Raw genomic sequence first — 22,304 nt, forward strand, 5'->3', positions numbered from 1 at the left:
GCTCCGGTGCTTCAAACAGTCAAAACGGTAGTTGGAGATCGGGTGCAACACGTTTCAGCTGGACGTGGAACACGTCCTTAATCCGCTGCAGCTCGGCTTCGTCATCAGCCTCGAAGCGCAGCACCAGCACAGGGGTGGTGTTGGAGGCGCGAACCAGGCCCCAGCCCTTGGCATAGTCGACTCGCACGCCGTCAATGGTGGTCAGGTCGGCGCCTGCGCCCCACTGCGCGTCGTGCAGGGCATCAATGATGCTGAATTTGCTCTCTTCGGTCACATGGATATTGATTTCCGGCGTAGAAATATCGTTCGGGAAGGTGGCGAACAGCTCTTCCGCGGTGGATTTTTCCTTGCTGAGGATCTCCAGCAACCGTGCGGCGCTATAAATGCCGTCGTCGAAACCGAACCAGCGCTCCTTGAAGAACACATGGCCACTCATCTCGCCGGCCAGCAGGGCGCCGGTCTGTTTCATTTTCTTTTTGATCAACGAGTGACCGGTCTTCCACATTAGCGGGCGACCGCCATATTCCTTGATCAGCGGAATCAGGCGGCGGGTGCATTTGACGTCGAAGATGATCTCCGCGTCCGGGTTGCGCGCCACCACGTCCTTGGCGAACAGCATCAGCAGGCGATCGGGGTAGACGATGCTGCCGGTGTTGGTCACCACGCCGACGCGATCGCCGTCGCCGTCGAAGGCCAGGCCCAGGTCGGCCCCGGTTTCCTTGACCTTGGCGATCAGGTCTTCGAGGTTTTCAGGCTTGCCCGGGTCCGGGTGGTGGTTGGGGAAGTTGCCGTCCACCTCGCAGAACAGCGGGATGACTTCGCAGTTCAGGGCTTCGATCAGTTGTGGAGCAATGACTCCGGCGGCGCCGTTGCCGCAGTCCACCACGACTTTGAGGCGACGGGCCAGCTTGATGTCACGGGTGATCTCCTCGGCGTAGCGCGGCAGGATGTCGACCTGGGTGACGCTGCCCTGGGCGCTGCTCAGGTTGTTGCTCTTGAGGCGCTCGTGCAGGGCCTGGATCTGTTCATTGGCCAGGGTGTCGCCGGCGATGACGATCTTGAAGCCGTTGTAGTTCGACGGGTTGTGGCTGCCAGTGAGCATCACCCCGGACTTGCCGGCCAGGACGTTGGCGGCGTAGTACAGGGCCGGGGTCGGCACCAGGCCGACATCGCTGACGTGGCAGCCGCTGTCATGCAGGCCCTGGATCAGTTGCGCCACCAGCTCTGGTCCGGACAGGCGGCCGTCGCGCCCCACGCTGACGTTGGGTTCGCCCTGTGCCAGGCTCTGGGAGCCAATGGCGCGGCCGATCCAGTAGGCGGTTTCTGCGGTCAGGGTTTGCGGTACAACGCCGCGGATGTCGTAGGCGCGAAAGATGCTGTCAGGAAATGTCGGGGCGACTTTAGCTGCGTTGCTCATCACTGAGGGTGCTCCATCTGAAGGGGTGCAGTGCGGCCCTGGAAGAGCAGGCCGGCAGGCTCAAACTGAAGGGTATGACGGCGTTTTCAGCATAGAGTTCGTGCTGTGAAAGTGCCATCTGGTGGGCGCCGTGCCGTCCGGGATCGGTCGGGAGCCTGATCTGGCGGGGGCGAAACACGCTTCAGAAAAATGCTGTTCATCCGTTTTGATTGGCACCGCAAAGGGTCGGAGCGGGCAGATGGCCCGCTCCGAGGGGGCGATCAGTGGCTGCCGGAGTGGCCGAAGCCGCCCGCGCCACGCTGGCTTTCATCAAAGGCCTCGACCACTTCGAAATGCGCCTGCACCACTGGCACCAATACCAGTTGGGCGATGCGCTCGCCGACGGCGATGTTGAAGGCGGTCTGGCCGCGGTTCCAGCAGGACACCATCAGTTCGCCCTGGTAGTCCGAGTCGATCAGCCCCACCAGATTGCCCAGCACGATGCCGTGTTTATGACCCAGGCCGGAGCGCGGCAGGATCAGTGCCGCCAGGCCCGGATCACCGATGTACACCGACAGGCCGGTGGGAATCAGCAAGGTCTGACCCGGTTCCAGGACGGTGTCTTCCTTGAGCATGGCCCGCAGGTCTAGGCCGGCGGAGCCCGGCGTGGCGTACTGCGGCAGAGGGAATTCATTGCCGATGCGTGGGTCGAGGATCTTGGCTTGTAAAGCGTGCATGCGAGTTAAACCTGGTTCAGCCGTTCGGCGATAAAAGAGATCAGCTGGCGGGCAATCTTGCCCTTGCTGGTCTGGGCGAAGAGAGTTGCGTGCAACTCCCGGTCAATCACGCTGCAGGCGTTTTCCTCGCTGTTGAAGCCAATGCTCGGGTTGGCCACGTCGTTGGCGACGATCAGGTCGAGGTTCTTGTCCTTCAATTTGCGTGCAGCGTAGTCGAGCAAGTTTTCGGTTTCTGCGGCGAAACCGACACTGAAAGGGCGGTCCGGACGGCTGGCAATGGTGGCCAGGATGTCTGGGTTGCGCACCATCTGCAGCAACAAGCCGTCACCTTTCGTAGGGTCTTTCTTTAATTTCTGTGGGGCGACGACTTCCGGTCGGTAGTCCGCGACCGCCGCAGAGGCGATGAAAACGTCGCAAGGGATGGCGGCTTCACAGGCCGCGAGCATGTCCCGGGCGCTGACAACGTCGATCCGCGTGACTCTGTCGGGGGTTGGAAGGTGTACCGGCCCGGTGATGAGGGTCACCCGGGCGCCTGCCTCGACGGCGGCCTCGGCCAGGGCGAAGCCCATTTTTCCTGAGCTATGGTTAGTGATGTAGCGAACCGGGTCGATGTTTTCCTGGGTCGGCCCTGCGGTGATCAGCAGGTGCTTGCCGGTCAGTGCAAGGTGCTGGAAGCAATCAGCGGCGCTTTGCGCCAGGTCGTTGGCTTCCAGCATGCGGCCCAGGCCCACATCGCCACAGGCCTGGCTGCCGGAAGCCGGGCCGAAGACTTTCAGGCCCCGGCTTTGCAGCAGTTGAGTGTTGGCTTGGGTGGCCGGGTCGCGCCACATGGCCTGATTCATTGCCGGGGCGATGGCGACGACGGCGTCGGTGGCCAGTACCAGGGTGGTCAGCAGGTCGTCGGCGATACCTTGGGCCAGGCGGGCGATCAGGTCCGCGGTAGCGGGGGCGATCAGTACCAGGTCGGCCCATTTGGCCAGCTCGATGTGGCCCATCGCGGCTTCGGCGGCCGGGTCCAGCAAGTCGAGGTGGACCGGGTGCCCGGAGAGGGCCTGCATGGTCAGCGGGGTAATGAATTCACTGCCGCCCCGGGTCATGACCACGCGCACTTCGGCGCCTTGGTCGAGGAGTCGGCGAACCAGCTCCGCGCTCTTGTAGGCAGCGATGCCGCCGCCGACGCCGAGCACGATGCGTTTCCGATACAGCCGCTGCATAGGCCTGTCTTTCCGTTCAGTGATTGCTGCGTGGCATGCCCCCTCCCCAGGTGAAATACCACGCAAAAAAGAGGCGGCTAAGATAGCACAGCGTCTGCTGTCGAACAGCGGCGCCATGCACAGGGAGGTGTGATGAGCATTCGAGATTGGCCCGCGGCGGAACGTCCGCGGGAACGGCTTCTGGAGCAGGGTGCCATCAGCCTTTCAGATGCTGAGCTGTTGGCGATTTTCCTGCGGACCGGGGTGGCTGGCAAAAGTGCGGTGGACCTGGCCCGACACCTGCTGCAGCGCTTTGGCAGCCTGCGCAGGCTGCTGGAGGCTGATCAGTTGACCTTTACGCGCCAACTGGGTTTGGGGCCGGCCAAGTACGCCTTGTTGCAGGCGGTGCTGGAAATGGCCCGCCGGCATCTGGCGGAGAAGCTGCATCGGCAATCCGCGCTGGAAAGCCCGCTGGTGGTGCGTGACTACCTGAAGTCGATGTTGCGGCACGAGCCCCATGAGGTGTTCGGTTGTCTGTTTCTCGACACCAAGCATCGTGTCCTGGCCTTCGAAGTGCTGTTCCAGGGGTCGATAGACAGCACCACGGTCTATCCGCGGCAAGTGATCAAGCGCACCTTGGCGCACAACGCGGCCGCGGTCATTCTCTGCCACAACCATCCGTCGGGCATCTCCGAGCCCAGCCCGGCCGACCGGGTGGTGACACGGCGCTTGCAGGAGGCGCTGGAACTGATCGATGTACGGGTGCTGGATCACTTCATCGTCGGTGAGGGCGATCCATTGTCGATGGCCGAGTACGGCTGGATCTGAGCACGGCAGGCTTCAAGGCCGGGTGGGCCTTGAAGCCTGCGGTGGCGTCACTTGATGCTGACTTTCGAGTAGTCCTGGCGGCCGAATGGGCTCACCTGGTAGCCCTCGATCTGTTTGCGAGTCAGGGTGAAAGCGGTCGGGTGCGCCAGGGGCAGCCACAGTGCCTGCTGCTGGATCTGGGTCTGCGCCTGTTGGTACAGCTTGCTGCGCACGCCTTGCTCGCTGGTGGTCTTGCCGGCGGTGATCAGCTTGTCCAGATTCTGGTCGCAGTAGCGGGCGAAGTTGGTGCCGGACTTGACGGCGGAGCAGGTGAACTGTGGCGAGAGGAAGTTATCCGGGTCGCCGTTGTCGCCGGCCCAGCCCATGAACAGCAGGTCGTGCTCGCCGGCCTTGGCGCGGCGGATCAGCTCCCCCCATTCAATCACGCGGATTTCCGCCTGGATCCCCACTTGGGCCAGGTCCGATTGCAGCAACTGCGCACCCAGGCTCGGATTGGGATTGAGCAGGCTGCCGGAAGGGCGGGTCCAGATGGTGGTCTGGAAGCCGTTCTTCAGGCCGGCCTTGGCCAGCAGTTGGCGGGCTTTCTCTGGGTCGTGGGCGTAACCGGGCAGGTCCTTGGCGTAGCTCCAGGTATTGGGCGGGTAAGGGCCATTGGCGGCCTCGGCGGTGCCTTCAAAGACCGCCTTGAGGTAGCTGTCCTTGTCGAACGCCAGGTTGATTGCCTGGCGCACTTCGGGTTTATCCAGGGGCGGGTGCTGGCTGTTGATGGCGACAAAGGCGGTCATGAAGGCGGCGGTGTGCTCGATCTTCAACGCCGGGTCCGTGCTGGCCGTCTGGACGTCCAGGGGCTTGGGCGACAGGGCGATCTGGCACTCGTTGCGCCGCAGTTTCTGCAGGCGCACGTTGGCGTCCGGGGTGATGGCGAAGATCAGCGAGTCCACCGCCGGCTTGCCGGCAAAGTAGTCGCGGTTGGCCTTGTAACGGATCGAGGCGTCTTTCTGGAAACGCGTGAAGACGAACGGGCCGCTGCCGATCGGCTGGCTATTGAGCTTCTCCGGGGTGCCGGCCTTGAGCAGTTGATCGGCGTATTCCGCAGAATAGATGGAGGCAAAGCCCATGCTCAGGGTGGCGAGGAAGGTCGAGTCGGCGTGGTCCAGGGTGAAGCGCACGGTCAACGGGTCCAGGGCGTCGATTTTCTTGATCAGGCTGGGCAGTTGCAACGACTGCGCGTGGGGAAAACCGCTCTGGGCGACCTGGTGCCACGGATGGGCCGGATCGAGCATGCGTTCGAAGCTGAACTTGACGTCTTCGGCGCTCAGTTCGCGGCTGGGATTGAAGTAGTCGGTGCGGTGGAACTTGACCTTGGGGTGCAGCTTGAACACGTAGGTTAGGCCGTCGCTGGAGACCTCCCAGCTGTCGGCGAGACTGGGGACCACCTTGCCGCTGTCGGCATCGAACTCCACCAGGCGGTTCATCAGCACGTCGGCGGACGCGTTGGTGGTGGTCAGCGAGTTGTACTGCACCACGTCGAAGCCTTCCGGGCTGGCTTCGGTGCAGACGCTCAAGGCCGCGGCCTGGGCCAATGGGCTCAGAAGCGGGGCGAGCAGGAGCGGGAGGGCGGCAAGACGCATGGTCGGGTTCCTTGTGCAGATCGAAAGCCCATCTGCGAGTGCAGTCTGGAAATGCCTTACCCTAGTGGCCTCTTTGTAAAATGACTATCCCTTTTGTATCGGGCGATGAAACCTTGGGGCCGGCCCGGGTTCCAGGCGTGATTTTCTGCGGGCATGCCCGCGCTCGATGGCCGTTTTGTGCTTGGGGTTTCGGGAGAAATATATTCTGCGACGAGCGGTAGATTTCTGCGGTAGCCTTTGCCGCAGGCGTCCGGCGCAAGAAAATCAGGACTTTTCTTCATCCTGGGCACAGCGGTTGTTGTTGCTCTAGGGTCTTTCTGGTATAAAGCAGCGCTCTTTTCTAGGGGCCCGGTTCCTTCGCTTGTAGGTGTAGCCGGTAAGACCCTAAAGAAACGCGGCGCCTGGCGCCAAATGACTGAGAGATTAAGCGGCCAACCCATGCCGGGTTGGGCATGTGGTTTTAGAGGGCTGAGGCATGTCTAGAGTCTGTCAAGTTACCGGTAAGGGTCCGGTGACTGGGAATAACATTTCCCACGCAAACAACAAAACCCGTCGTCGTTTCCTGCCGAACCTGCAGCATCACCGCTTCTGGGTTGAGTCCGAGAAACGCTTTGTGCGTCTGCGCGTATCTGCCAAAGGCATGCGTATCATCGACAAGCGCGGCATTGACGTCGTGCTGGCCGAAATCCGTCGCGATGGCGGCAAGGTTTAAGGGAGCTAATCATGCGTGAATTGATTCGTTTGATCTCGAGCGCCGGTACTGGTCACTTCTACACTACCGACAAGAACAAGCGTACTACTCCGGACAAAATCGAGATCAAGAAATATGATCCGGTTGTTCGTAAGCACGTGATCTACAAGGAAGGCAAAATCAAGTAATTGATTTTTCTTCTAACAAAAAAACCCGCCTTCAAGCGGGTTTTTTTGTGCCTGCGATTCAGGCTTTCTGTTCGAAGGCCACGTAGACCTTGCGGCAGGGTTCCAGCACTTCCCAGGTGCCCTTGAAGCCGGCCGGGATCACGAAGCGGTCGCCGGCCCGCAGGGTCTTGGCGTTGCCGTCGTTATCGCGCAGCACCGAAACGCCCTGGAGGATCTCGCAGTATTCGTGCTCAGTGAAGTTCACCGTCCACTGGCCCACGGCACCTTCCCAGATCCCCGCATTGAGCTGGGCGCACGGGCTGGCGTAGTGGTTGAACACGGCCTGCTCAGGGTCGCCCTTGAGGACTTTTTCCGGGGCGGGGCGGTAGCGTTCGCCCTCGGTATTGGCCTGGCTGAAGTCGACGATGTTGCGGATGCTCATTGTTGTATTCCCCCGTGATTGCGGCGCGAGTGGCTATGAAGGCCAAAGTCTATGTTTATTAAAATGCACATAGCAATGGCGTTTGCCCGGGCTTTGTCAAATATATTGAAAGTACAGGTGTCGCTGGTTTAGGGTGGCGGGTGCCTTTGGCCGAAAGCAGGCTGGCCGGGCAGGATTCTTCAGCAGTGCCGGCGTAGTTCGCATGGCGCTTGTATACAAATAAGAGGAGGACACTCGTATGACCACCCTGACTCGTGCCGACTGGGAACAACGTGCCCGCGACCTGAAAATCGAAGGCCGCGCGTACATCAACGGCGAATACACCGCATCTGCTTCCAATGACACCTTCGAATGCATCAGCCCGGTAGACGGGCGCGTTCTGGCGACCATCGCCAGCTGCGATGCCGCCGATGCCCAGCGCGCCGTGGAAAACGCCCGCGCCACATTCAATTCCGGCGTCTGGTCGCGCCTGGCGCCGGCCAAGCGCAAGTCGGTGATGATCCGTTTTGCCGGCCTGTTGAAGCAGCACGCTGAAGAACTCGCGCTCCTGGAAACCCTGGACATGGGCAAGCCCATCAGCGATTCCCTGGACATCGACGTGCCCGGCGCCGCGCAAGCCCTGAGCTGGAGCGGCGAGGCCATCGACAAGATCTACGATGAAGTCGCGGCCACTCCGCACGACCAGCTGGGTCTGGTCACCCGCGAGCCGGTAGGCGTGGTTGCGGCCATCGTGCCGTGGAACTTCCCGCTGATGATGGCCTGCTGGAAGCTCGGCCCGGCGCTGTCCACCGGCAACTCGGTCATCCTCAAGCCTTCGGAGAAATCCCCGCTGACGGCCATCCGCATTGCTGCCCTGGCCGTGGAAGCCGGGATTCCGGCCGGCGTGTTCAACGTGCTGCCGGGCTACGGCCACACCGTCGGCAAGGCCCTGGCTCTGCACATGGACGTGGACACCCTGGTGTTCACCGGTTCGACCAAGATCGCCAAGCAACTCTTGGTGTACTCCGGCGAATCCAACATGAAGCGCGTCTGGCTGGAAGCTGGCGGCAAGAGCCCGAACATCGTGTTCGCCGATGCCCCGGACCTGCAGGCCGCCGCCGAATCCGCTGCCGGCGCCATTGCCTTCAACCAGGGCGAAGTCTGCACCGCTGGCTCGCGCCTGCTGGTGGAGCGCTCGATCAAGGATAAATTCCTGCCTCTGGTGATCGAGGCCCTCAAGGGCTGGAAGCCGGGCAACCCACTGGATCCGGCGACCAACGTCGGCGCCCTGGTGGACACCCAGCAGATGAACACCGTGCTGTCCTACATCGAGGCCGGGCATGCCGATGGCGCCAAGCTGGTGGCGGGTGGCAAGCGCACCCTGGAAGAGACCGGCGGCACTTATGTCGAGCCGACCATTTTCGACGGTGTCAGCAACGCGATGAAGATCGCTCAGGAAGAGATCTTCGGCCCGGTCCTGTCGGTCATTGCCTTCGACAGCGTGGAGGAGGCGATCCAGATTGCCAACGACACGCCTTACGGCCTGGCGGCCGCGGTGTGGACCGCGAACATCTCCAAGGCCCACCAGACCGCCAAGGCGCTGCGTGCCGGCAGTGTCTGGGTCAACCAGTACGACGGTGGCGACATGACTGCGCCGTTCGGCGGCTTCAAGCAGTCGGGCAACGGTCGCGATAAGTCGCTGCATGCGTTCGACAAGTACACCGAGCTGAAAGCGACCTGGATCAAGCTCTGAGCCTTGCCGCTTGAGGCGGGAGGTGCCTGGCAGGCGCCGCCCCGCCTGATGTCGATCCACAGCGCAGCCGGACTTTCCGCGAGGGGAGTCCGGCTGCGTTGTCTGTGCCTTGCAAAACAATGATCCACAGGAGCGTGGAAATGCGTTGGGCGACCTATTTCGCCGTGTTGGCCGCCGTCCTGAGTGTCGGCCTGGCCCTGGGCGTGACCATGCCCTTGGTGTCCTTTCGTCTTGAAAGCTGGGGCTACGGACCTTTTGCAATTGGCGTGGTGGCGGCGATGCCGGCCATTGGCGTGTTGCTTGGGGCGAAGATTTCCAGCCGCCTGGCGGCACGGTTCGGCACCGCCAGCCTGATGCGCCTGTGCCTGTGGGGCGGGGCGATTTCCATTGCCTTGCTGGCGCTGCTGCCCAGTTATCCACTGTGGCTGGTGTTGCGCTTGGTGCTGGGGGTGGTGCTGACCATCATCTTCATTCTCGGGGAAAGCTGGATCAATCAGCTGGTGGTGGAGCAATGGCGCGGCCGGCTGGTGGCGCTGTATGGCTGCAGCTATGCCTTGAGCCAGTTGGCTGGGCCACTGCTGCTGGGCGTGTTGGGCACCGAGCATGACTATGGTTTCTGGACTGCGGTGGGGTTGCTGGTGGTTTCCCCGCTCCTGCTGTTGGGGCGCAGCGGGGCGCCGAGCAGCGAGTCGTGCAGCGTGACCCTGTTCGACTTGTGGCGCTTCTGTCAGACGCTGCCGGCGATTGCCTGGGCGGTGGCGTTGTTCGCCACCTTCGAGGCGCTGATCCTGACCCTGTTGCCGGTGTATTGCCTGAGCCAGGGGTTCACCGAAGACGTTGCCCTGGCCATGGTCAGTACCGTGGTGGTGGGCGATGCCTTGCTGCAACTGCCGATTGGTGCTCTGGCGGACCGGATGTCCCGGCGCGGCCTGTTCACCGGCTGCGCGGTGGTCTTGCTGTGTTCCAGTCTGGCCATTCCGCTGTTGCTGGACACGGCGCTGATCTGGCCACTGTGGGTGCTGTTCGGGGCTAGCGCGGGAGGCTTGTTCACCTTGTCGCTGATCCTGATCGGCGAGCGTTATCGTGACGACGCGCTGGTGCGGGCCAACGCCCATGTGGCGCAGCTCTGGGGCATTGGCTGCCTGATCGGGCCGTTGGTGGCCGGGGCGGGCAGCCAGTGGGTCAGCGGCCACGCCATGTTGCTGCTGGTGGCGGCGGGCGCCTTTGGCTTGCTAGTGCTGTTGTTGCGCCAGGGCGCGTTCGGTGAAGCCCGGGCAGCCCTGTAGCGGCCTGCGGGGGATGGTTCAGAGCATGCGTTCCAGGCCGATGCGGGTGCTCAGCCAGGCATTGATGCGTCGCCACCAACTGCCGGGTTCATGGCTCAGGCTGTGCGTTCGGCCCTGGTCCTCGGTCACCCAGACCAGCTTGCCGTCCAGCAGCTTGACCTGGTAGCTCAGGGCCGGTGCCATCCCTTGCAGGGCCAGGGCGCGGACATGCTCGGCCAGCTCGGGGCTGTCCACCAGCACCCCGACCTCGGTGTTCCACAGCACCGAACGGGGATCGAAGTTGAACGAGCCAATAAAGCTCTTTCGTCGGTCGAAGATCATCGCCTTGCTGTGCAGGCTGGAGTCGGAGCCCTTGTAGGAACCGCTGTGGAACAGGTGCGGCCCACTGCCACCACGCTCGCCGGGTTGTCGGCGCAGTTCGTAGAGCTTCACTCCATGTTCCAGCAGCGCCTTGCGATAGGGCGCATAGCCGCCATGCACCACCGGCACGTCGGTGGCTTCCAGGGAGTTGGTCAACAGGCTCACCGTGACTCCGGCGTCGGCGCGTCCGGTCAGGTACACCAGCCCGGGCTGCCCCGGGACGAAGTAGGCCGAGATCATGATCAGCTCCTTGCCGACCCCGCTCAGCTCGGGCGCCAGCTGGGTGGTCAGCAGCAGGTGCGGGTCGGGGTCGCCCTTGGCCAGGACCTTGGTCGGCGCGTCCCACAGCGCCTGGTTCCAGGCCCAGATCAGCTCCTTGCGCCAGATGTCCATGCGCGGCTGGGTCTGGTAGGTCATCAGTTGCCGGTACAGGGCCTGGTTTTGCCGGCGGCTGTCCTGCAGTGATTCCTCAAGGCGTCGTCGGGTGTTGTCCAGCGCCTTGGTCGAAGGGGGGCTGGACAGGAACTCGGCGATGGGCCGGCTCAGGGCGCTGTTCCAGTACTGGTCGAAGCTGTGGCCCAGCTGCTCGGCCACCGGCCCCGCGCTGAACATGTCGATGTCGGTGAAGTTCAGGTTGGGCTCGGCGTCGAAGTACTCGTCCCCGAGGTTGCGCCCGCCGACGATGGCCACGCTGTTGTCCGCCAGCCAGAGCTTGTTGTGCATTCGCCGGTGCTGCTGCGACAGGTTGAACAGGCGGCCCATGGTCCGGGTCAGGCCGGTGCTGCGGCCTAGGTGCAGCGGGTTGAACAGGCGGATCTGGATCTGCGGATGGGCGGCCAGGGTCGCGATGATCTGGTCCAGGCCGTCGCTGGTGGTGTCGTCCAGCAGGATGCGCACCCGCACGCCTCGGTCGGCGGCCTTGAGCAACTCGTCCACCAGCATGCGCGTGCTGATGCCGTCGTGGACGATGTAGTACTGCAGGTCGAGGCTGCTTTGCGCATTGCGGATCAGCTCGGCGCGGGCCATGAAGGCTTCGGTGCTATTGGGCAGCAGGCGAAAGCCCGAGCGGCCCTGATAGGGCGCCGCTTGGGCGCGGATCGACTGGGCGAAGCTGGAATCGCTCGCGGCCAGGGCCTGGCTGGGCTGGTAGGGCACCTCGAGGGTGGCGCAGCCGCCCAGCCCGAGGCTCAGCAGTAAAAGCCAAGTGAATGCCTGTATACGGCTCAAGTCAGGTCATCTCGCGTCACGGCACGGGTGGGCATGGGGCGGCTGGCTTCCTGCAACGGCTCGGGATCAGTCCGGGGTCTCACTGAGCAGCTTGATGGCCGCGGCGCCGACCTTGCGTACCGCGTCTTCGATCTGCGCGGTTGGCTTGGCAGCGTAGTTCATCCGCAGGCAATTGCGGTACTTGCCCGACGCGGAAAAGATACTGCCCACGGCAATCTGCACCCCTTGGTCGAGCAGCACCCGGTTGAGCTTCAGAGCATCAAACCCCTCGGGGAGTTCGATCCACAGCATGAAACTGCCCTGTGGCCGGCTGGCGCGGGTGCCGGCGGGGAAATAGCGGCTGACCCAGTCGAGCATCAGGTCGCGATTGCGCTGGTACTGAGTGCGCATCTTGCGCAAATGGGGCTCGAAGTGGCCGCCCTTGAGAAACTCGGCGATGGCCACCTGAGGCTGCGGCGCGGTCGAGCCGGTGCTGATGTACTTCATGTGCAGCACCCGCTCCAGGTAGCGCCCGGGGGCCACCCAGCCAATGCGCAGGCCCGGTGCCAGGGTCTTCGAGAACGAGCTGCACAGCAGCACCCGGCCATCGTCGTCGAAGGACTTGATGGTGCGCGGGCGCGGGTAGGTGTAGGCCAGCTCGCCATACACATCGTCCTCGATGATCGCCACGTCGAAGCGCTGGGCCAGGGTCAGCAGCGCCCGTTTGCGAGGCTCCGGCATGATGTAGCCCAGGGGGTTGTTGCAGTTGGGGGTCAACTGTATGGCCTTGATCGGCCACTGTTCCAGGGCCAGCTCCAGGGCTTCCAGGCTGATGCCGGTAATCGGGTCGGTGGGGATTTCCAGGGCCTTCATGCCCAGGCCCTTGAGGGTCTGCATGGCACCGTGGAAGCTGGGCGAGTCGACGGCGACGATGTCCCCCGGCTCGCAGATGGCGCGGATGCTGGTGGACAGCGCTTCGTGGCAGCCGGTGGTGATCACCAGGTCGCCGGCCCCCAGCTGGCAGCCGGAATCGAGCATCAGCCGCGCCACCTGCTCGCGCAGTTCCAGCACGCCGTAGATGTTGTCGTAGTACAGGCCGGGCATGTCCTGGCGCCGGCTGAGGCGGGCCAGGGCCCGGAGCAGCGGTTTCATGGTCGTGGTGGTGATGTCCGGCATGCCGCGGCCCAGTTGCACCACGTCCTTGCGCGGCACGGCGCGAATCAGTTCCAGCACCTGGTCCCATTGCGAAATCTCCACCGGCCGTTGGGCCGGGCGGCCGACTGCCGGCAACGCGGGCAGTTCGCGGCTGGGAGGCACGAAGTACCCGGACTTGGGCTTGGGCATTGCCAATCCGTTGTCTTCCAGCAAGCGGTAGGCCTGCTGCACGGTGCTCAGGCTGACCCCGTGCTCGACGCTCAGGGCTCGCACCGAGGGCAGTCGATCGCCGGGGCGGTAGAAGCCCTGTTCGATGCGGGTGCCCAGGAGTTCGGCGAGGTTGACGTACAGGGTCATGGCTTTGGCTCGTAGTGGTGGTCGCGTGAACCAGTACAGATGGGGCAAAAATACAGGATTCAGCGAGATTTTCGGCAAAACTGTATGGAAGTAAAACCGCTGTATTGAGTCTGTAATGGTTTTTGTGCGCCACGCATCATAGGGGCTCATGGCAACCTTGAGCAAACAGGAGCAATACAGATGAACGGCTTGAGCGATGTGCGGCTGTCGTTACGGAGTCAGGAGCTGGAGGCGGAACAGGAGCAAGCCATGGCTGCGCGCCTGCCACGCTCTGCACCGGCCGGGCTGAGCACCTTGGGCCTGTACTGGCATCGGTTGCGCACCCGCAAGGCGTTGCTGGACCTGACCTCCGAGCAGTTGCGCGATGTTGGCCTGAGTCGCGAGGAGGCGCGGGCCGAAGGCCTCAAGCCATTCTGGCGCCTGTAACCCGGCCGCGTGGCAGCAGGCTCAGAGCACTTCCTTCAAGCGGTGCCAGAGCATGCCCAGGGCCAGCAGCGGCGAGCGCAGGTGCTTGCCGCCGGGGAAGGTCATGTGCGGCACCTTGGCGAACAGGTCGAAGCCGCCGCCGTGCTGGCCGCTGATGGCTTCGCCCAGCAGTTTGCCCGCCAGGTGCGTGGCATTCAGGCCATGGCCCGAATAGGCCTGGGCGTAATACACATTGGGCTGGTCCTTGAGCCGGCCGATCTGCGGCAGGCGGTTGGCACCGATGCCGATCATGCCGCCCCACTGATAGTCGATCTTCACCCCGGCCAGTTGCGGGAACACCTCCAGCATCTTCGGGCGCATGTAGGCGGCGATGTCCTTGGGGTCACGCCCCGAGTAATGGCAGGCACCGCCGAACAGCAGGCGCCGGTCGGCCGAGAGGCGGTAGTAATCCAGGGCCACGCGCTGGTCGCAGACCGCCATGTTCTGTGGCAGCAGCTCGCGGGCCTGGGCCGGGCTCAAGGGTTCGGTGGCGATGATGTAGCTGCCCGCCGGGAGCACCTTGCCCCCCAGTTCCGGGTTGAGGCCGTTGAGGTAGGCGTTGCAGCCCAGTACCAGGGTCTTGGCGCGGACCGTGCCGCGAGCGCTGTGGACCTTGACCTCGGGGCCGTAGTCGATGCGGGTCACGGCCGAGTGCTCGAACAATTGCACGCCCAGCTGGTGCGCTGCCTGGGCCTCGCCCAGGGCCAGGTTCAGCGGATGCAAGTGGCCCGAGCCCATGTCGATCAGGCCACCCACGTAGCGCTTGGAGCCCACCACGCTGTGCATTTCATCGGCCTGCAGCAAGCGGGTTTCATGGCGATAACCCAGGCTGCGCAGCTCCTCGGCATCCTCGGCGAAGCCTTCGAGGTCGGCGGGTTTGTTGGCCAGGTCGCAGTAGCCCCAGGTCAGGTCGCAGGGGATCTGGAAACGCTCGATGCGCTGGCGGACGATGTCCACGGCCTCCAGGCCCATGAGTTTCATCTGCCGCACGCCGTCCTGGCCGATCACCTTGGTGAACTGTTCAAGGCCGTGACCGACCCCGCGAATCAGTTGCCCGCCGTTGCGTCCGCTGGCGCCCCAGCCGATCTTGTGCGCTTCCAGCAGGACGACGCTAAAGCCGCGCTCGGCCAGCTCCAGCGCGGTATTGAGCCCGGAAAAACCACCACCGACCACGCAGACATCCGTCGTCAGCTCGCCCGCCAATGCTGGGTACTCCGGTTGCGGCAGGCTGCTGGCGGCGTAGTAGGAGGCGGCGTGCGGAAGGCTGGCGGGCATGGGGACGTCCTGATTTATGCTGTCGGTGAAAATGCGCGGAGCATAAGTCGGGCCTTTGCGCCGGGGCAACCGCGGGACGTCCGGTCCTGTCTGCGGTGAGGCATTTAAGGCAGAATCCACGGTTAGTCATGGCCCGGTAGTCATTTTCATGAGCTGCAACCGTCAAATTGTCCGTAGCCTGCGTCAGCAGATTCCCTCTTTCGAGTGCGTTCCCGGCTGTCACGATTGCTGCGGCCCGGTCACCACCTCGCCGGAAGAAATGTCCCGCCTGCCGCGCAAGACGGCTGCCGAGCAGGAGGCGGCCATGGACGAGCTCAACTGTGTGCACCTGGGCCCCAACGGCTGCACGGTGTATGACGAGCGTCCGCTGATCTGCCGTCTGTTCGGTACTACACCGAGCCTGCCGTGCCCCAACGGTCGGCGCCCGGTGGAGATGATCCACCCCCGGGTCGAGAAGCAGATTCACGCCTACATGGCCAGCACTCGCCAGGTGCTGGTCTAGCGAACCGCACGACCGTCCCGGTCGCCCCCCCTCAGTTCAATCCGGAATCGGCAGGCTCAGGCTTTCCTTCACTTCTTCCATGACGATGTAGCTCTTGGATTCGCGTACATGGGGCAGCTTGAGCAGGATGTCTCCCAGCAGCTTGCGGTAGGACGCCATTTCCGAGATTCGCGCCTTGACCAGGTAGTCGAAGTCACCGGACACCAGGTGGCACTCCAGCACGTGGGGCAGTTTCAGTACCGCCCGGCGAAATTCCTCGAAGGTATCGCCGGACTTGTAGTCCAGGCTGATCTCGACAAACACCAGCAGGCTGCCCTTGAGGTGCTGCGGATTGAGCCGGGCGTTGTAGCCCATGATGATGCCTTCGCGTTCCAGGCGGCGCACACGCTCGGTGCAGGGGGTCGTGGAGAGGCCCACCCGTTCCCCCAGCTCGGTGAAGGAAATGCGTCCGTCGGCTTGCAGTATCCGCAAGATATTGCGATCTATCTTGTCCAGGGCCCGACGGGTCTGATGGTTGGTGCGCATAGGGGATGCCCCTCCGTGAAAAGCAATATTGCCGAGAATTCTCGCCAAATATAGGCGGTTATATAGTGAAAATCACTGCTCAATGTTTCTTACACTGCGCGCATCTTTGCTCTGAATAACAAACGTCAGCGGTCAAGCCGCGATGAGGATATGAAAATGCGCGTTCTGGTCTTGGGCAGTGGCGTTATCGGAACCACCAGTGCCTATTATCTGGCTCGAGCTGGATTTGAAGTGACCGTGGTGGACCGCCAACCGGCCGCCGCCATGGAAACCAGCTTCGCCAACGCCGGCCAGGTATCGCCTGGTTATGCTTCGCCCTGGGCCGCTCCGGGCGTGCCGCTCAAGGCCATCAAGTGGCTGCTGCAGCGCCACGCGCCGCTGGCGATCAAGGCCACCGCCGATATCGATCAGTACCTGTGGATGGCGCAGATGCTGCGCAACTGCACTGCCAGCCGCTATGCGGTGAACAAAGAGCGCATGGTGCGCCTGTCCGAATACAGCCGTGACTGCCTCGACGAACTGCGTGCGGAAACCGGCATCGCCTACGAAGGCCGCAGCCTGGGGACCACCCAGCTGTTCCGCACCCAGGCACAACTGGACGGCGCGGCGAAAGACATCGCGGTGCTCAAGGAATCCGGCGTGCCGTTCGAATTGCTGGACCGTGAAGGCATCGCCCGGGTCGAGCCGGCCCTGGCCAACGTTACCGATATCCTCGCCGGTGCCCTGCGCCTGCCCAACGACCAGACCGGCGATTGCCAGATCTTCACCACTCGCCTGGCGGAAATGGCCAGCAAGCTGGGTGTGGAATTCCGCTTCGGCCAGGACATCCAGCGCATCGACTTTGCCGGTGACCGGATCAATGGCGTGTGGATCGACGGCAAGCTGGAAACCGCCGACCGCTACGTGCTGGCCCTGGGCAGCTATTCGCCGCAACTGCTCAAGCCGCTGGGCATCAAGGCCCCGGTGTACCCGCTCAAGGGTTACTCCCTGACCGTGCCGATCACCAACCCGGCGATGGCCCCGACGTCGACCATCCTCGACGAAACCTACAAGGTCGCGATCACCCGTTTCGACAACCGCATCCGCGTTGGCGGCATGGCTGAAATAGCCGGTTTTGACCTCTCGCTGAACCCGCGTCGGCGCGAAACCCTGGAGATGATCGTCAACGACCTTTATCCTCAGGGCGGCAATCTGGCCGAGGCCAGTTTCTGGACCGGCCTGCGTCCGACCACGCCGGACGGCACGCCGATTGTTGGCGCGACGCCGTTCAAGAACCTGTTCCTCAATACCGGTCACGGCACCCTTGGCTGGACCATGGCTTGCGGTTCCGGTCGCCTGCTGGCGGATCTGATGGCCAAGAAAAAGCCGCAGATCAGCGCCGAAGGCCTCGATATTTCCCGTTATGGCAACCCTCAGGAGTCAGCTAAACATGTCAATCCAGCGCCAGCTCACCAATGAGCGCATGAGCCAGATCGTTGTTCACGGCGGTACGGTGTATCTGTCTGGGCAAGTCGGCGATGACATGCAGGCCGGGATCGAACAGCAGACTCGCGAGACCCTGGCCAATATCGAGCGCCTGCTGGACCTGGCCGGCACCGACAAGAGCAAGCTGCTGTCGGTGACCATCTACCTGAAGGACATCGATGCCCACTTCGCAGGCATGAACAGTGTCTGGGACCAGTGGCTGCCAAAAGGCGTGGCCCCGGCCCGGGCCACTGTCGAAGCCAAGCTCTGCGAGCCGGAAATCCTGGTTGAGCTGTCGGTAGTGGCTGCTCTGCCTTAAGCGACAAGATCCCTCTCCCGGTGCCGGTGGCGGTTCGCCGTCATCCAGCGCCGGTTTTTTATTCCCCATGACCGCCTAGAAGTCTGCCGCCATGCGTCCTGCCCGTGCCCTGATCGATCTCCAAGCCCTGCGTCACAACTACCAACTGGCCCGTGAAGTCTCGGGCGTTCGCGCCCTCGCGGTGATCAAGGCCGACGCCTACGGCCATGGCGCGGTGCGTTGCGCCCAGGCCCTGGAAGGCGAGGCCGACGGTTTCGCCGTGGCCTGCATCGAAGAGGCCCTTGAGCTGCGCGCCGCCGGCATTCGTGCGCCGATCCTGCTGCTGGAAGGTTTCTTCGAAGCCTGCGAACTGGCGCTGATTGTCGAGCATGACTTCTGGTGCGTGGTGCACTCTTTATGGCAACTGGAGGCCATCGAGCAGACGGCAGTGGCCAAGCCGCTGACGGTCTGGCTCAAGCTGGACTCGGGCATGCACCGTGTTGGCCTGCATCCCCGGGATTACCAGGCGGCCTATCAACGCCTGCAGGCCAGCGGCAAGGTCGAGAAGATTGTGCTGATGAGCCACTTCGCCCGCGCGGACGAGCTGGACTGCCCGCGCAGCAGCGAGCAGGTCGCGGTGTTCGAAGCGGCTCGCCAGGGCCTGGGGGCCGAGATCAGCCTGCGCAACTCGCCGGCGGTCATGGGCTGGCCGAGCGTGCCCAGTGACTGGGTGCGTCCCGGCATCATGCTTTACGGCTCCACACCGTTCGAAGAAAACAACTCCGTGGCCGAGCGCCTGCAGCCGGTGATGACCCTGGAATCCAAGGTGATCTGCGTGCGTGAGCTGCCTGCTGGCGAACCGGTGGGTTACGGTGCCAAGTTCATCACCGACAAGCCGATGCGCATTGGCGTGGTCGCCATGGGTTATGCCGACGGCTATCCGCGCCATGCGCCGACGGGCACGCCGGTGCTGGTGGCGGGCCAGCGCAGCCGTCTGCTGGGCCGTGTGTCCATGGACATGCTGTGCATCGACCTGACGGATGTGCCGCAGGCCGGCCTCGGTTCCACGGTGGAATTGTGGGGCAAGAACATCCTTGCCAGCGAGGTCGCGCTGGCCGCCGATACCATCCCTTATCAGCTGTTCTGCAACCTGCGCCGAGTGCCGCTGGTGTACTGCGAAGGCTGAGATTACGCGGCCTGTACCGAAAGTCGCCTGCCTTTGGGGGAATCGGGAGCAAGTGTTGTAAATACTGAACGCTGTCGCCATGATAACGCTCAATTACAACAACGCCTGATTCCCGCCTAGGAGGCTGCCGCATTGGACGTCGGTGAACGACTGCAATCCATCCGTAAACTGAAAGGTCTTTCCCAGCGTGAGCTCGCCAAGCGTGCGGGCGTCACCAATAGCACCATTTCAATGATCGAAAAGAACAGCGTCAGCCCCTCGATCAGTTCGCTGCGAAAGGTGCTGGGTGGCATTCCGATGTCCATGGTGGAGTTTTTTTCCGAGGAAATCCTCCAGGAAACGCCTTCTCAGATCGTCTACAAAGCCCACGAACTGATCGATATCTCCGATGGTGCGGTGACCATGAAACTGGTCGGCCGGGCCCATCCGAGCCGTGCCATTGCCTTCCTCAACGAGATCTACCCACCCGGTGCCGATACCGGTGAAGAGATGCTCACCCACGACGGCGAGGAAACCGGAATTCTTCTCGAGGGTCGCCTGGAACTGGTGGTAGGGCTTGAAACATTTGTCCTCGAAGCCGGCGACAGCTACTACTTTGAGAGTACGAAGCCGCACCGTTTCCGTAATCCGTTCGATGTTCCGGCGCGACTAATCAGCGCAGCCACTCCGGCGAACTTCTAGATCAAGAGGCGTCCTGCAAGGCTTGCAGTGAAGCCGCAGCGACATTTTGCCGCGAATAAGACCCCTTCGACTTTGGGGTTGTTTCAGTGTGGCGGGCTAACCGTTATACTTTCGCCCGCCTGCGAAACCGTGGCCGCAGGCGTGACTAGCCACCATTGAGGGTGTACGCGTGAACCTAATTATGAAAATGCTGGCCGCACCAGCAACCGTATTGGCCCTTTGGGCAGTCAGCGCTCAAGCTGCGACTAATGATGATATTGCCAAGCGTCTTGAGCCTGTCGGCCAGGTCTGCGTCCAGGGGCAGGAATGCAAGGGTATGGAAGTGGCCGCCTCTGCGGGCGGTGGCGGTGGCGCGAAGTCCCCGGATGACGTGATTGCCAAGCACTGCAACGCTTGCCATGGCACTGGCCTGTTGGGCGCACCGAAAATCGGTGACACCGCGGCCTGGAAAGAGCGCGCCGATCACCAGGGCGGCCTCGACGGCATCCTGGCCAAGGCCATCACCGGGATCAACGCAATGCCGCCTAAAGGCACCTGCGCCGATTGCTCCGATGACGAGCTCAAAGGCGCAATCCAGAAGATGTCCGGTTTGAAATAAGCCGCCATCTTCAGCGAAAAAGCCGCTTACGAGCGGCTTTTTTGTGGGCGCCATTTGTCTTGCGTACTGGTCAATGCAGCAAACTCCCGGCAAGCTCGGTCCAACCTCAATTCATGGACGGTCCCCGGAGGGTCAGATGCTGCAATCCTGTTCTATCGAGCATGCGGTAGATGAAGTGCTTGCCCGTTTGCCGCAACACATTCACCTGGGCATGCCCCTGGGCCTGGGCAAACCCAACCGTTTCGCCAACGCCCTGTACCGGCGCATTGCCCAGTTGCCGGAACGCCAGCTAACGATCTACACCGCCCTGAGCCTGGGCCGTCCGGCCTTGGGCGACGGTTTGCAGAAGCGCTTCCTCGAACCCTTTGTCGAGCGGGTATTCGGCGACTACCCGGAACTGGATTTTCTCGCCGACCTGCGCCGCGACCGCCTGCCGGCGAACATTCGTGTCCAGCAGTTCTTCATGCAGCCCGGCAGCCTTTTGCACAGCGACCCGGCGCAGCAGGACTACGTCAGCAGCAATTACAGCCACGCCGCCCGGGACATCAATGCCGCCGGCCTGAACCTGGTGGCGCAACTGCTGGCCCGCGATCCGCAACACCCCGAGCGCCTGAGCCTGAGCTGCAACCCGGACATCACCCTCGACCTGCTGCCGATGATTGCCAAGCGCCGTGCGGCGGGGGAGACCATCCTGATCCTCGGCCAGGTCCACAGCGACCTGCCGTACATGCCGGGGGACTCCGAAATCGACGCCGCGGACCTCGACCTGCTGATCGATGACGAAGAACGCAGCACCCTGTTCTCCACGCCGAACATGCCGGTCGGCGTCCAGGACCACTGCATCGGCCTGCACGCCAGCACCCTGGTGCGCGACGGCGGCACCTTGCAGATCGGCATTGGCTCCATGGGCGACGCGCTGACTGCAGCCTTGCTGGCGCGGCAGGCCGACAACGAAGGTTACCGCGCCCTGCTGGCGGAGCTGAAGGTGGACTACTGGCAGCCGCTGATCGACCACGAAGGCGGTATCGAGCCCTTTGCCCAGGGGCTTTATGGGTGCAGCGAAATGTTCGTCAACGGCCTGCTGGCCCTGGTCGATGCGGGCATCGTGCGGCGCAAGGTCTACCCGACAGTGGCGCAGCAAGAGCAGGCCAATGCCGGCACCCTGGACCCGGACTCGGCTGTCGGCGGGGTTTCGGTCCACGGTGGTTTCTTCCTCGGGCCGCGCAGCTTCTATCAGCGTCTGCGGGAGCTGCCCAAGCGCAAGCTGGCGGAGTTCAACATGACCGCCATCAGCTTCATCAACGAGCTGTATGGCCATGAAGAACTCAAGCGCCTGCAACGCCGGGATGCGCGGTTTATCAACAGTGCCTTCACCATGACCCTGATGGGCGCGGCGGTGTCCGATCAGTTGCAGGGCGGGAAGGTGCTGAGCGGTGTCGGCGGGCAATACAACTTCGTTGCCCAGGGCCATGCCCTGGCGGATGCCCGTTCGGTGCTGATCCTGCGCAGTTGGCGTGAGTCGGGCGGGGAGGTGAGCTCCAACATCGTCTGGGAGTACGGCCACTGCACCATTCCCCGGCATCTGCGCGACATCGTCATCACCGAATACGGTATCGCCGATCTGCGGGGCAAGACCGACGCGCAAGTGATCGAGGCACTGCTCAATATCAGTGACTCACGCTTCCAGCCGGGGTTGATCGAGCAGGCACAGAAAGCCGGCAAGCTGGCGAAGGATTTTCAGCTGGAGCCGCGTTTTGCCGACAACAGCCCACAGCGTTTGCAGCACATTCAGGCGCGTCATCGCCATCTGTTTCCGGAGTATCCGTTGGGCAGCGACTTCAGCGACGAGGAGCGTGACCTGCTGCGGGCGCTGAACTGGCTCAAGAGCAAGTTCAAGCTCAGCGAGATCCTCGAACTGGGCAAGGCGGCACTCGATGCGCCGGAGCCTGAGGCATTTGCGGCGCATCTGCAGCGCATGGGGCTGGAGCAGCCCGATGGGCTGCGGGAGGAGCTTTACCAGCGCTTCCTGCTGGCTGGCCTGCAGGCCACTGCACCCACGTTGTCGTAGGGGCCGGCAGGCCTGGCACTGCTCTCAAGAGCGCCGTCGCTGGCACGCCGGCGCCCACGGC

General features: G+C 63.0%; 21 protein-coding genes and 1 pseudogene. 13 read left to right on the forward strand and 9 right to left on the reverse strand.

The genetic code is table 11. The features are described from left to right. Positions 1–19 precede the first annotated feature (19 nt). The 3 genes and pseudogenes from LXM55_RS13515 to coaBC all read right to left on the reverse strand — a co-directional run. A pseudogene (locus LXM55_RS13515) lies at positions 20–1,420 on the reverse strand (phosphomannomutase/phosphoglucomutase); the annotation flags it as partial. Between the two features lie 257 nt (positions 1,421–1,677). After that, entirely contained in the window at positions 1,678–2,133 is a 456-nt protein-coding gene (gene dut, locus LXM55_RS13520; RefSeq protein ID WP_025130826.1) for a dUTP diphosphatase, read from the reverse strand. 5 nt (positions 2,134–2,138) lie between these two features. Next, positions 2,139–3,347 (reverse strand): bifunctional phosphopantothenoylcysteine decarboxylase/phosphopantothenate--cysteine ligase CoaBC, encoded by a 1,209-nt coding sequence (gene coaBC / locus LXM55_RS13525; RefSeq protein ID WP_233320818.1) that lies wholly within the window; start codon positions 3,345–3,347, stop codon positions 2,139–2,141. A gap of 132 nt (positions 3,348–3,479) precedes the next feature. On the opposite strand from coaBC, the gene radC reads away from it, so the two are divergent. Then, positions 3,480–4,154: a RadC family protein gene (gene radC / locus LXM55_RS13530; protein ID WP_233320819.1), complete on the forward strand. Its 675-nt coding sequence runs from the start codon at positions 3,480–3,482 to the stop codon at positions 4,152–4,154. 47 nt (positions 4,155–4,201) lie between these two features. Here radC and LXM55_RS13535 read toward each other — a convergent pair whose 3' ends face one another. Then, positions 4,202–5,785, reverse strand: a complete 1,584-nt coding sequence (locus tag LXM55_RS13535) for an ABC transporter substrate-binding protein (protein WP_233320820.1) — start codon at positions 5,783–5,785, stop codon at positions 4,202–4,204. Positions 5,786–6,260: 475 nt separating this feature from the next. Between LXM55_RS13535 and rpmB the strand changes: the two genes are divergently transcribed. Both rpmB and rpmG read left to right on the forward strand, forming a co-directional pair. Beyond that, positions 6,261–6,497, forward strand: coding sequence for a 50S ribosomal protein L28 (gene rpmB, locus LXM55_RS13540; RefSeq protein WP_011064219.1), 237 nt, complete (start codon positions 6,261–6,263; stop codon positions 6,495–6,497). 11 nt (positions 6,498–6,508) lie between these two features. Further along, positions 6,509–6,664 (forward strand): 50S ribosomal protein L33, encoded by a 156-nt coding sequence (gene rpmG, locus LXM55_RS13545; protein ID WP_003177274.1) that lies wholly within the window; start codon positions 6,509–6,511, stop codon positions 6,662–6,664. Positions 6,665–6,722: 58 nt separating this feature from the next. Here rpmG and LXM55_RS13550 read toward each other — a convergent pair whose 3' ends face one another. Further along, positions 6,723–7,085, reverse strand: coding sequence for a cupin domain-containing protein (locus LXM55_RS13550; protein WP_233320821.1), 363 nt, complete (start codon positions 7,083–7,085; stop codon positions 6,723–6,725). Between the two features lie 238 nt (positions 7,086–7,323). Here LXM55_RS13550 and LXM55_RS13555 point away from each other — a divergent pair, with 238 nt between their 5' ends. Both LXM55_RS13555 and LXM55_RS13560 read left to right on the forward strand, forming a co-directional pair. Next, positions 7,324–8,817 (forward strand): aldehyde dehydrogenase, encoded by a 1,494-nt coding sequence (locus tag LXM55_RS13555; RefSeq protein WP_233320822.1) that lies wholly within the window; start codon positions 7,324–7,326, stop codon positions 8,815–8,817. Between the two features lie 140 nt (positions 8,818–8,957). Continuing rightward, the gene (locus LXM55_RS13560) at positions 8,958–10,103 is read left to right on the forward strand and encodes an MFS transporter (RefSeq protein ID WP_233320823.1); all 1,146 of its coding nucleotides are present in this window, start codon (positions 8,958–8,960) and stop codon (positions 10,101–10,103) included. Positions 10,104–10,121: 18 nt separating this feature from the next. On the opposite strand, the gene LXM55_RS13565 is transcribed toward LXM55_RS13560, so the two are convergent. Next, positions 10,122–11,690, reverse strand: coding sequence for a phospholipase D family protein (locus LXM55_RS13565; protein ID WP_233320824.1), 1,569 nt, complete (start codon positions 11,688–11,690; stop codon positions 10,122–10,124). A 66-nt stretch (positions 11,691–11,756) separates the two neighbouring features. Further along, positions 11,757–13,181, reverse strand: a complete 1,425-nt coding sequence (locus LXM55_RS13570; RefSeq protein ID WP_233320825.1) for an aminotransferase-like domain-containing protein — start codon at positions 13,179–13,181, stop codon at positions 11,757–11,759. A gap of 180 nt (positions 13,182–13,361) precedes the next feature. On the opposite strand from LXM55_RS13570, the gene LXM55_RS13575 reads away from it, so the two are divergent. Beyond that, positions 13,362–13,607: a DUF1127 domain-containing protein gene (locus tag LXM55_RS13575; protein WP_233320826.1), complete on the forward strand. Its 246-nt coding sequence runs from the start codon at positions 13,362–13,364 to the stop codon at positions 13,605–13,607. 21 nt (positions 13,608–13,628) lie between these two features. Here LXM55_RS13575 and LXM55_RS13580 read toward each other — a convergent pair whose 3' ends face one another. Continuing rightward, the gene (locus tag LXM55_RS13580) at positions 13,629–14,921 is read right to left on the reverse strand and encodes an NAD(P)/FAD-dependent oxidoreductase (protein WP_233320827.1); all 1,293 of its coding nucleotides are present in this window, start codon (positions 14,919–14,921) and stop codon (positions 13,629–13,631) included. 148 nt (positions 14,922–15,069) lie between these two features. On the opposite strand from LXM55_RS13580, the gene LXM55_RS13585 reads away from it, so the two are divergent. Next, positions 15,070–15,423, forward strand: coding sequence for a YkgJ family cysteine cluster protein (locus LXM55_RS13585; RefSeq protein ID WP_233320828.1), 354 nt, complete (start codon positions 15,070–15,072; stop codon positions 15,421–15,423). A 36-nt stretch (positions 15,424–15,459) separates the two neighbouring features. Here LXM55_RS13585 and LXM55_RS13590 read toward each other — a convergent pair whose 3' ends face one another. Then, complete coding sequence (locus tag LXM55_RS13590; protein ID WP_011064210.1) at positions 15,460–15,948, reverse strand: Lrp/AsnC ligand binding domain-containing protein; 489 nt, start codon at positions 15,946–15,948, stop codon at positions 15,460–15,462. Between the two features lie 156 nt (positions 15,949–16,104). Here LXM55_RS13590 and dadA point away from each other — a divergent pair, with 156 nt between their 5' ends. The 6 genes from dadA (at position 16,105) to LXM55_RS13620 (ending at position 22,243) form a co-directional block, all read left to right on the forward strand. Then, on the forward strand, positions 16,105–17,406 hold the full coding sequence (gene dadA, locus LXM55_RS13595) for a D-amino acid dehydrogenase (RefSeq protein ID WP_232643679.1): 1,302 nt from the start codon (positions 16,105–16,107) through the stop codon (positions 17,404–17,406). Beyond that, the gene (locus tag LXM55_RS13600) at positions 17,378–17,731 is read left to right on the forward strand and encodes a RidA family protein (RefSeq protein ID WP_011064208.1); all 354 of its coding nucleotides are present in this window, start codon (positions 17,378–17,380) and stop codon (positions 17,729–17,731) included. The genes dadA and LXM55_RS13600 overlap by 29 nt, the downstream gene beginning before the upstream one ends. A 91-nt stretch (positions 17,732–17,822) precedes the next feature. Beyond that, positions 17,823–18,896: an alanine racemase gene (gene alr / locus LXM55_RS13605; protein WP_233320829.1), complete on the forward strand. Its 1,074-nt coding sequence runs from the start codon at positions 17,823–17,825 to the stop codon at positions 18,894–18,896. 132 nt (positions 18,897–19,028) lie between these two features. Then, positions 19,029–19,577: a cupin domain-containing protein gene (locus LXM55_RS13610; protein WP_015637462.1), complete on the forward strand. Its 549-nt coding sequence runs from the start codon at positions 19,029–19,031 to the stop codon at positions 19,575–19,577. 181 nt (positions 19,578–19,758) lie between these two features. After that, positions 19,759–20,175 (forward strand): c-type cytochrome, encoded by a 417-nt coding sequence (locus tag LXM55_RS13615; protein ID WP_011064205.1) that lies wholly within the window; start codon positions 19,759–19,761, stop codon positions 20,173–20,175. A gap of 136 nt (positions 20,176–20,311) precedes the next feature. Beyond that, positions 20,312–22,243, forward strand: a complete 1,932-nt coding sequence (locus LXM55_RS13620) for an acetyl-CoA hydrolase/transferase C-terminal domain-containing protein (protein ID WP_233320830.1) — start codon at positions 20,312–20,314, stop codon at positions 22,241–22,243. Positions 22,244–22,304: the final 61 nt, after the last annotated feature.

The sequence above is a fragment of the Pseudomonas sp. Au-Pse12 genome (assembly GCF_021341665.1).
Lineage (GTDB): Bacteria > Pseudomonadota > Gammaproteobacteria > Pseudomonadales > Pseudomonadaceae > Aquipseudomonas.

What these genes read in the sequence shown, in the direction of transcription:
- LXM55_RS13570 (WP_233320825.1), bottom strand. Translation starts at nt 13,181, where the DNA reads ATGACCCTGTACGTCAACCTCGCCGAACTCCTGGGCACCCGCATCGAA.
- coaBC (WP_233320818.1), bottom strand. Translation starts at nt 3,347, where the DNA reads ATGCAGCGGCTGTATCGGAAACGCATCGTGCTCGGCGTCGGCGGCGGC.
- LXM55_RS13550 (WP_233320821.1), bottom strand. Translation starts at nt 7,085, where the DNA reads ATGAGCATCCGCAACATCGTCGACTTCAGCCAGGCCAATACCGAGGGC.
- radC (WP_233320819.1), top strand. Translation starts at nt 3,480, where the DNA reads ATGAGCATTCGAGATTGGCCCGCGGCGGAACGTCCGCGGGAACGGCTT.
- LXM55_RS13600 (WP_011064208.1), top strand. Translation starts at nt 17,378, where the DNA reads ATGTCAATCCAGCGCCAGCTCACCAATGAGCGCATGAGCCAGATCGTT.
- LXM55_RS13575 (WP_233320826.1), top strand. Translation starts at nt 13,362, where the DNA reads ATGAACGGCTTGAGCGATGTGCGGCTGTCGTTACGGAGTCAGGAGCTG.
- alr (WP_233320829.1), top strand. Translation starts at nt 17,823, where the DNA reads ATGCGTCCTGCCCGTGCCCTGATCGATCTCCAAGCCCTGCGTCACAAC.
- LXM55_RS13555 (WP_233320822.1), top strand. Translation starts at nt 7,324, where the DNA reads ATGACCACCCTGACTCGTGCCGACTGGGAACAACGTGCCCGCGACCTG.
- LXM55_RS13620 (WP_233320830.1), top strand. Translation starts at nt 20,312, where the DNA reads ATGCTGCAATCCTGTTCTATCGAGCATGCGGTAGATGAAGTGCTTGCC.
- rpmG (WP_003177274.1), top strand. Translation starts at nt 6,509, where the DNA reads ATGCGTGAATTGATTCGTTTGATCTCGAGCGCCGGTACTGGTCACTTC.
- LXM55_RS13560 (WP_233320823.1), top strand. Translation starts at nt 8,958, where the DNA reads ATGCGTTGGGCGACCTATTTCGCCGTGTTGGCCGCCGTCCTGAGTGTC.
- LXM55_RS13590 (WP_011064210.1), bottom strand. Translation starts at nt 15,948, where the DNA reads ATGCGCACCAACCATCAGACCCGTCGGGCCCTGGACAAGATAGATCGC.
- dadA (WP_232643679.1), top strand. Translation starts at nt 16,105, where the DNA reads ATGCGCGTTCTGGTCTTGGGCAGTGGCGTTATCGGAACCACCAGTGCC.
- LXM55_RS13580 (WP_233320827.1), bottom strand. Translation starts at nt 14,921, where the DNA reads ATGCCCGCCAGCCTTCCGCACGCCGCCTCCTACTACGCCGCCAGCAGC.
- LXM55_RS13585 (WP_233320828.1), top strand. Translation starts at nt 15,070, where the DNA reads ATGAGCTGCAACCGTCAAATTGTCCGTAGCCTGCGTCAGCAGATTCCC.
- LXM55_RS13535 (WP_233320820.1), bottom strand. Translation starts at nt 5,785, where the DNA reads ATGCGTCTTGCCGCCCTCCCGCTCCTGCTCGCCCCGCTTCTGAGCCCA.
- LXM55_RS13615 (WP_011064205.1), top strand. Translation starts at nt 19,759, where the DNA reads ATGAAAATGCTGGCCGCACCAGCAACCGTATTGGCCCTTTGGGCAGTC.
- rpmB (WP_011064219.1), top strand. Translation starts at nt 6,261, where the DNA reads ATGTCTAGAGTCTGTCAAGTTACCGGTAAGGGTCCGGTGACTGGGAAT.
- dut (WP_025130826.1), bottom strand. Translation starts at nt 2,133, where the DNA reads ATGCACGCTTTACAAGCCAAGATCCTCGACCCACGCATCGGCAATGAA.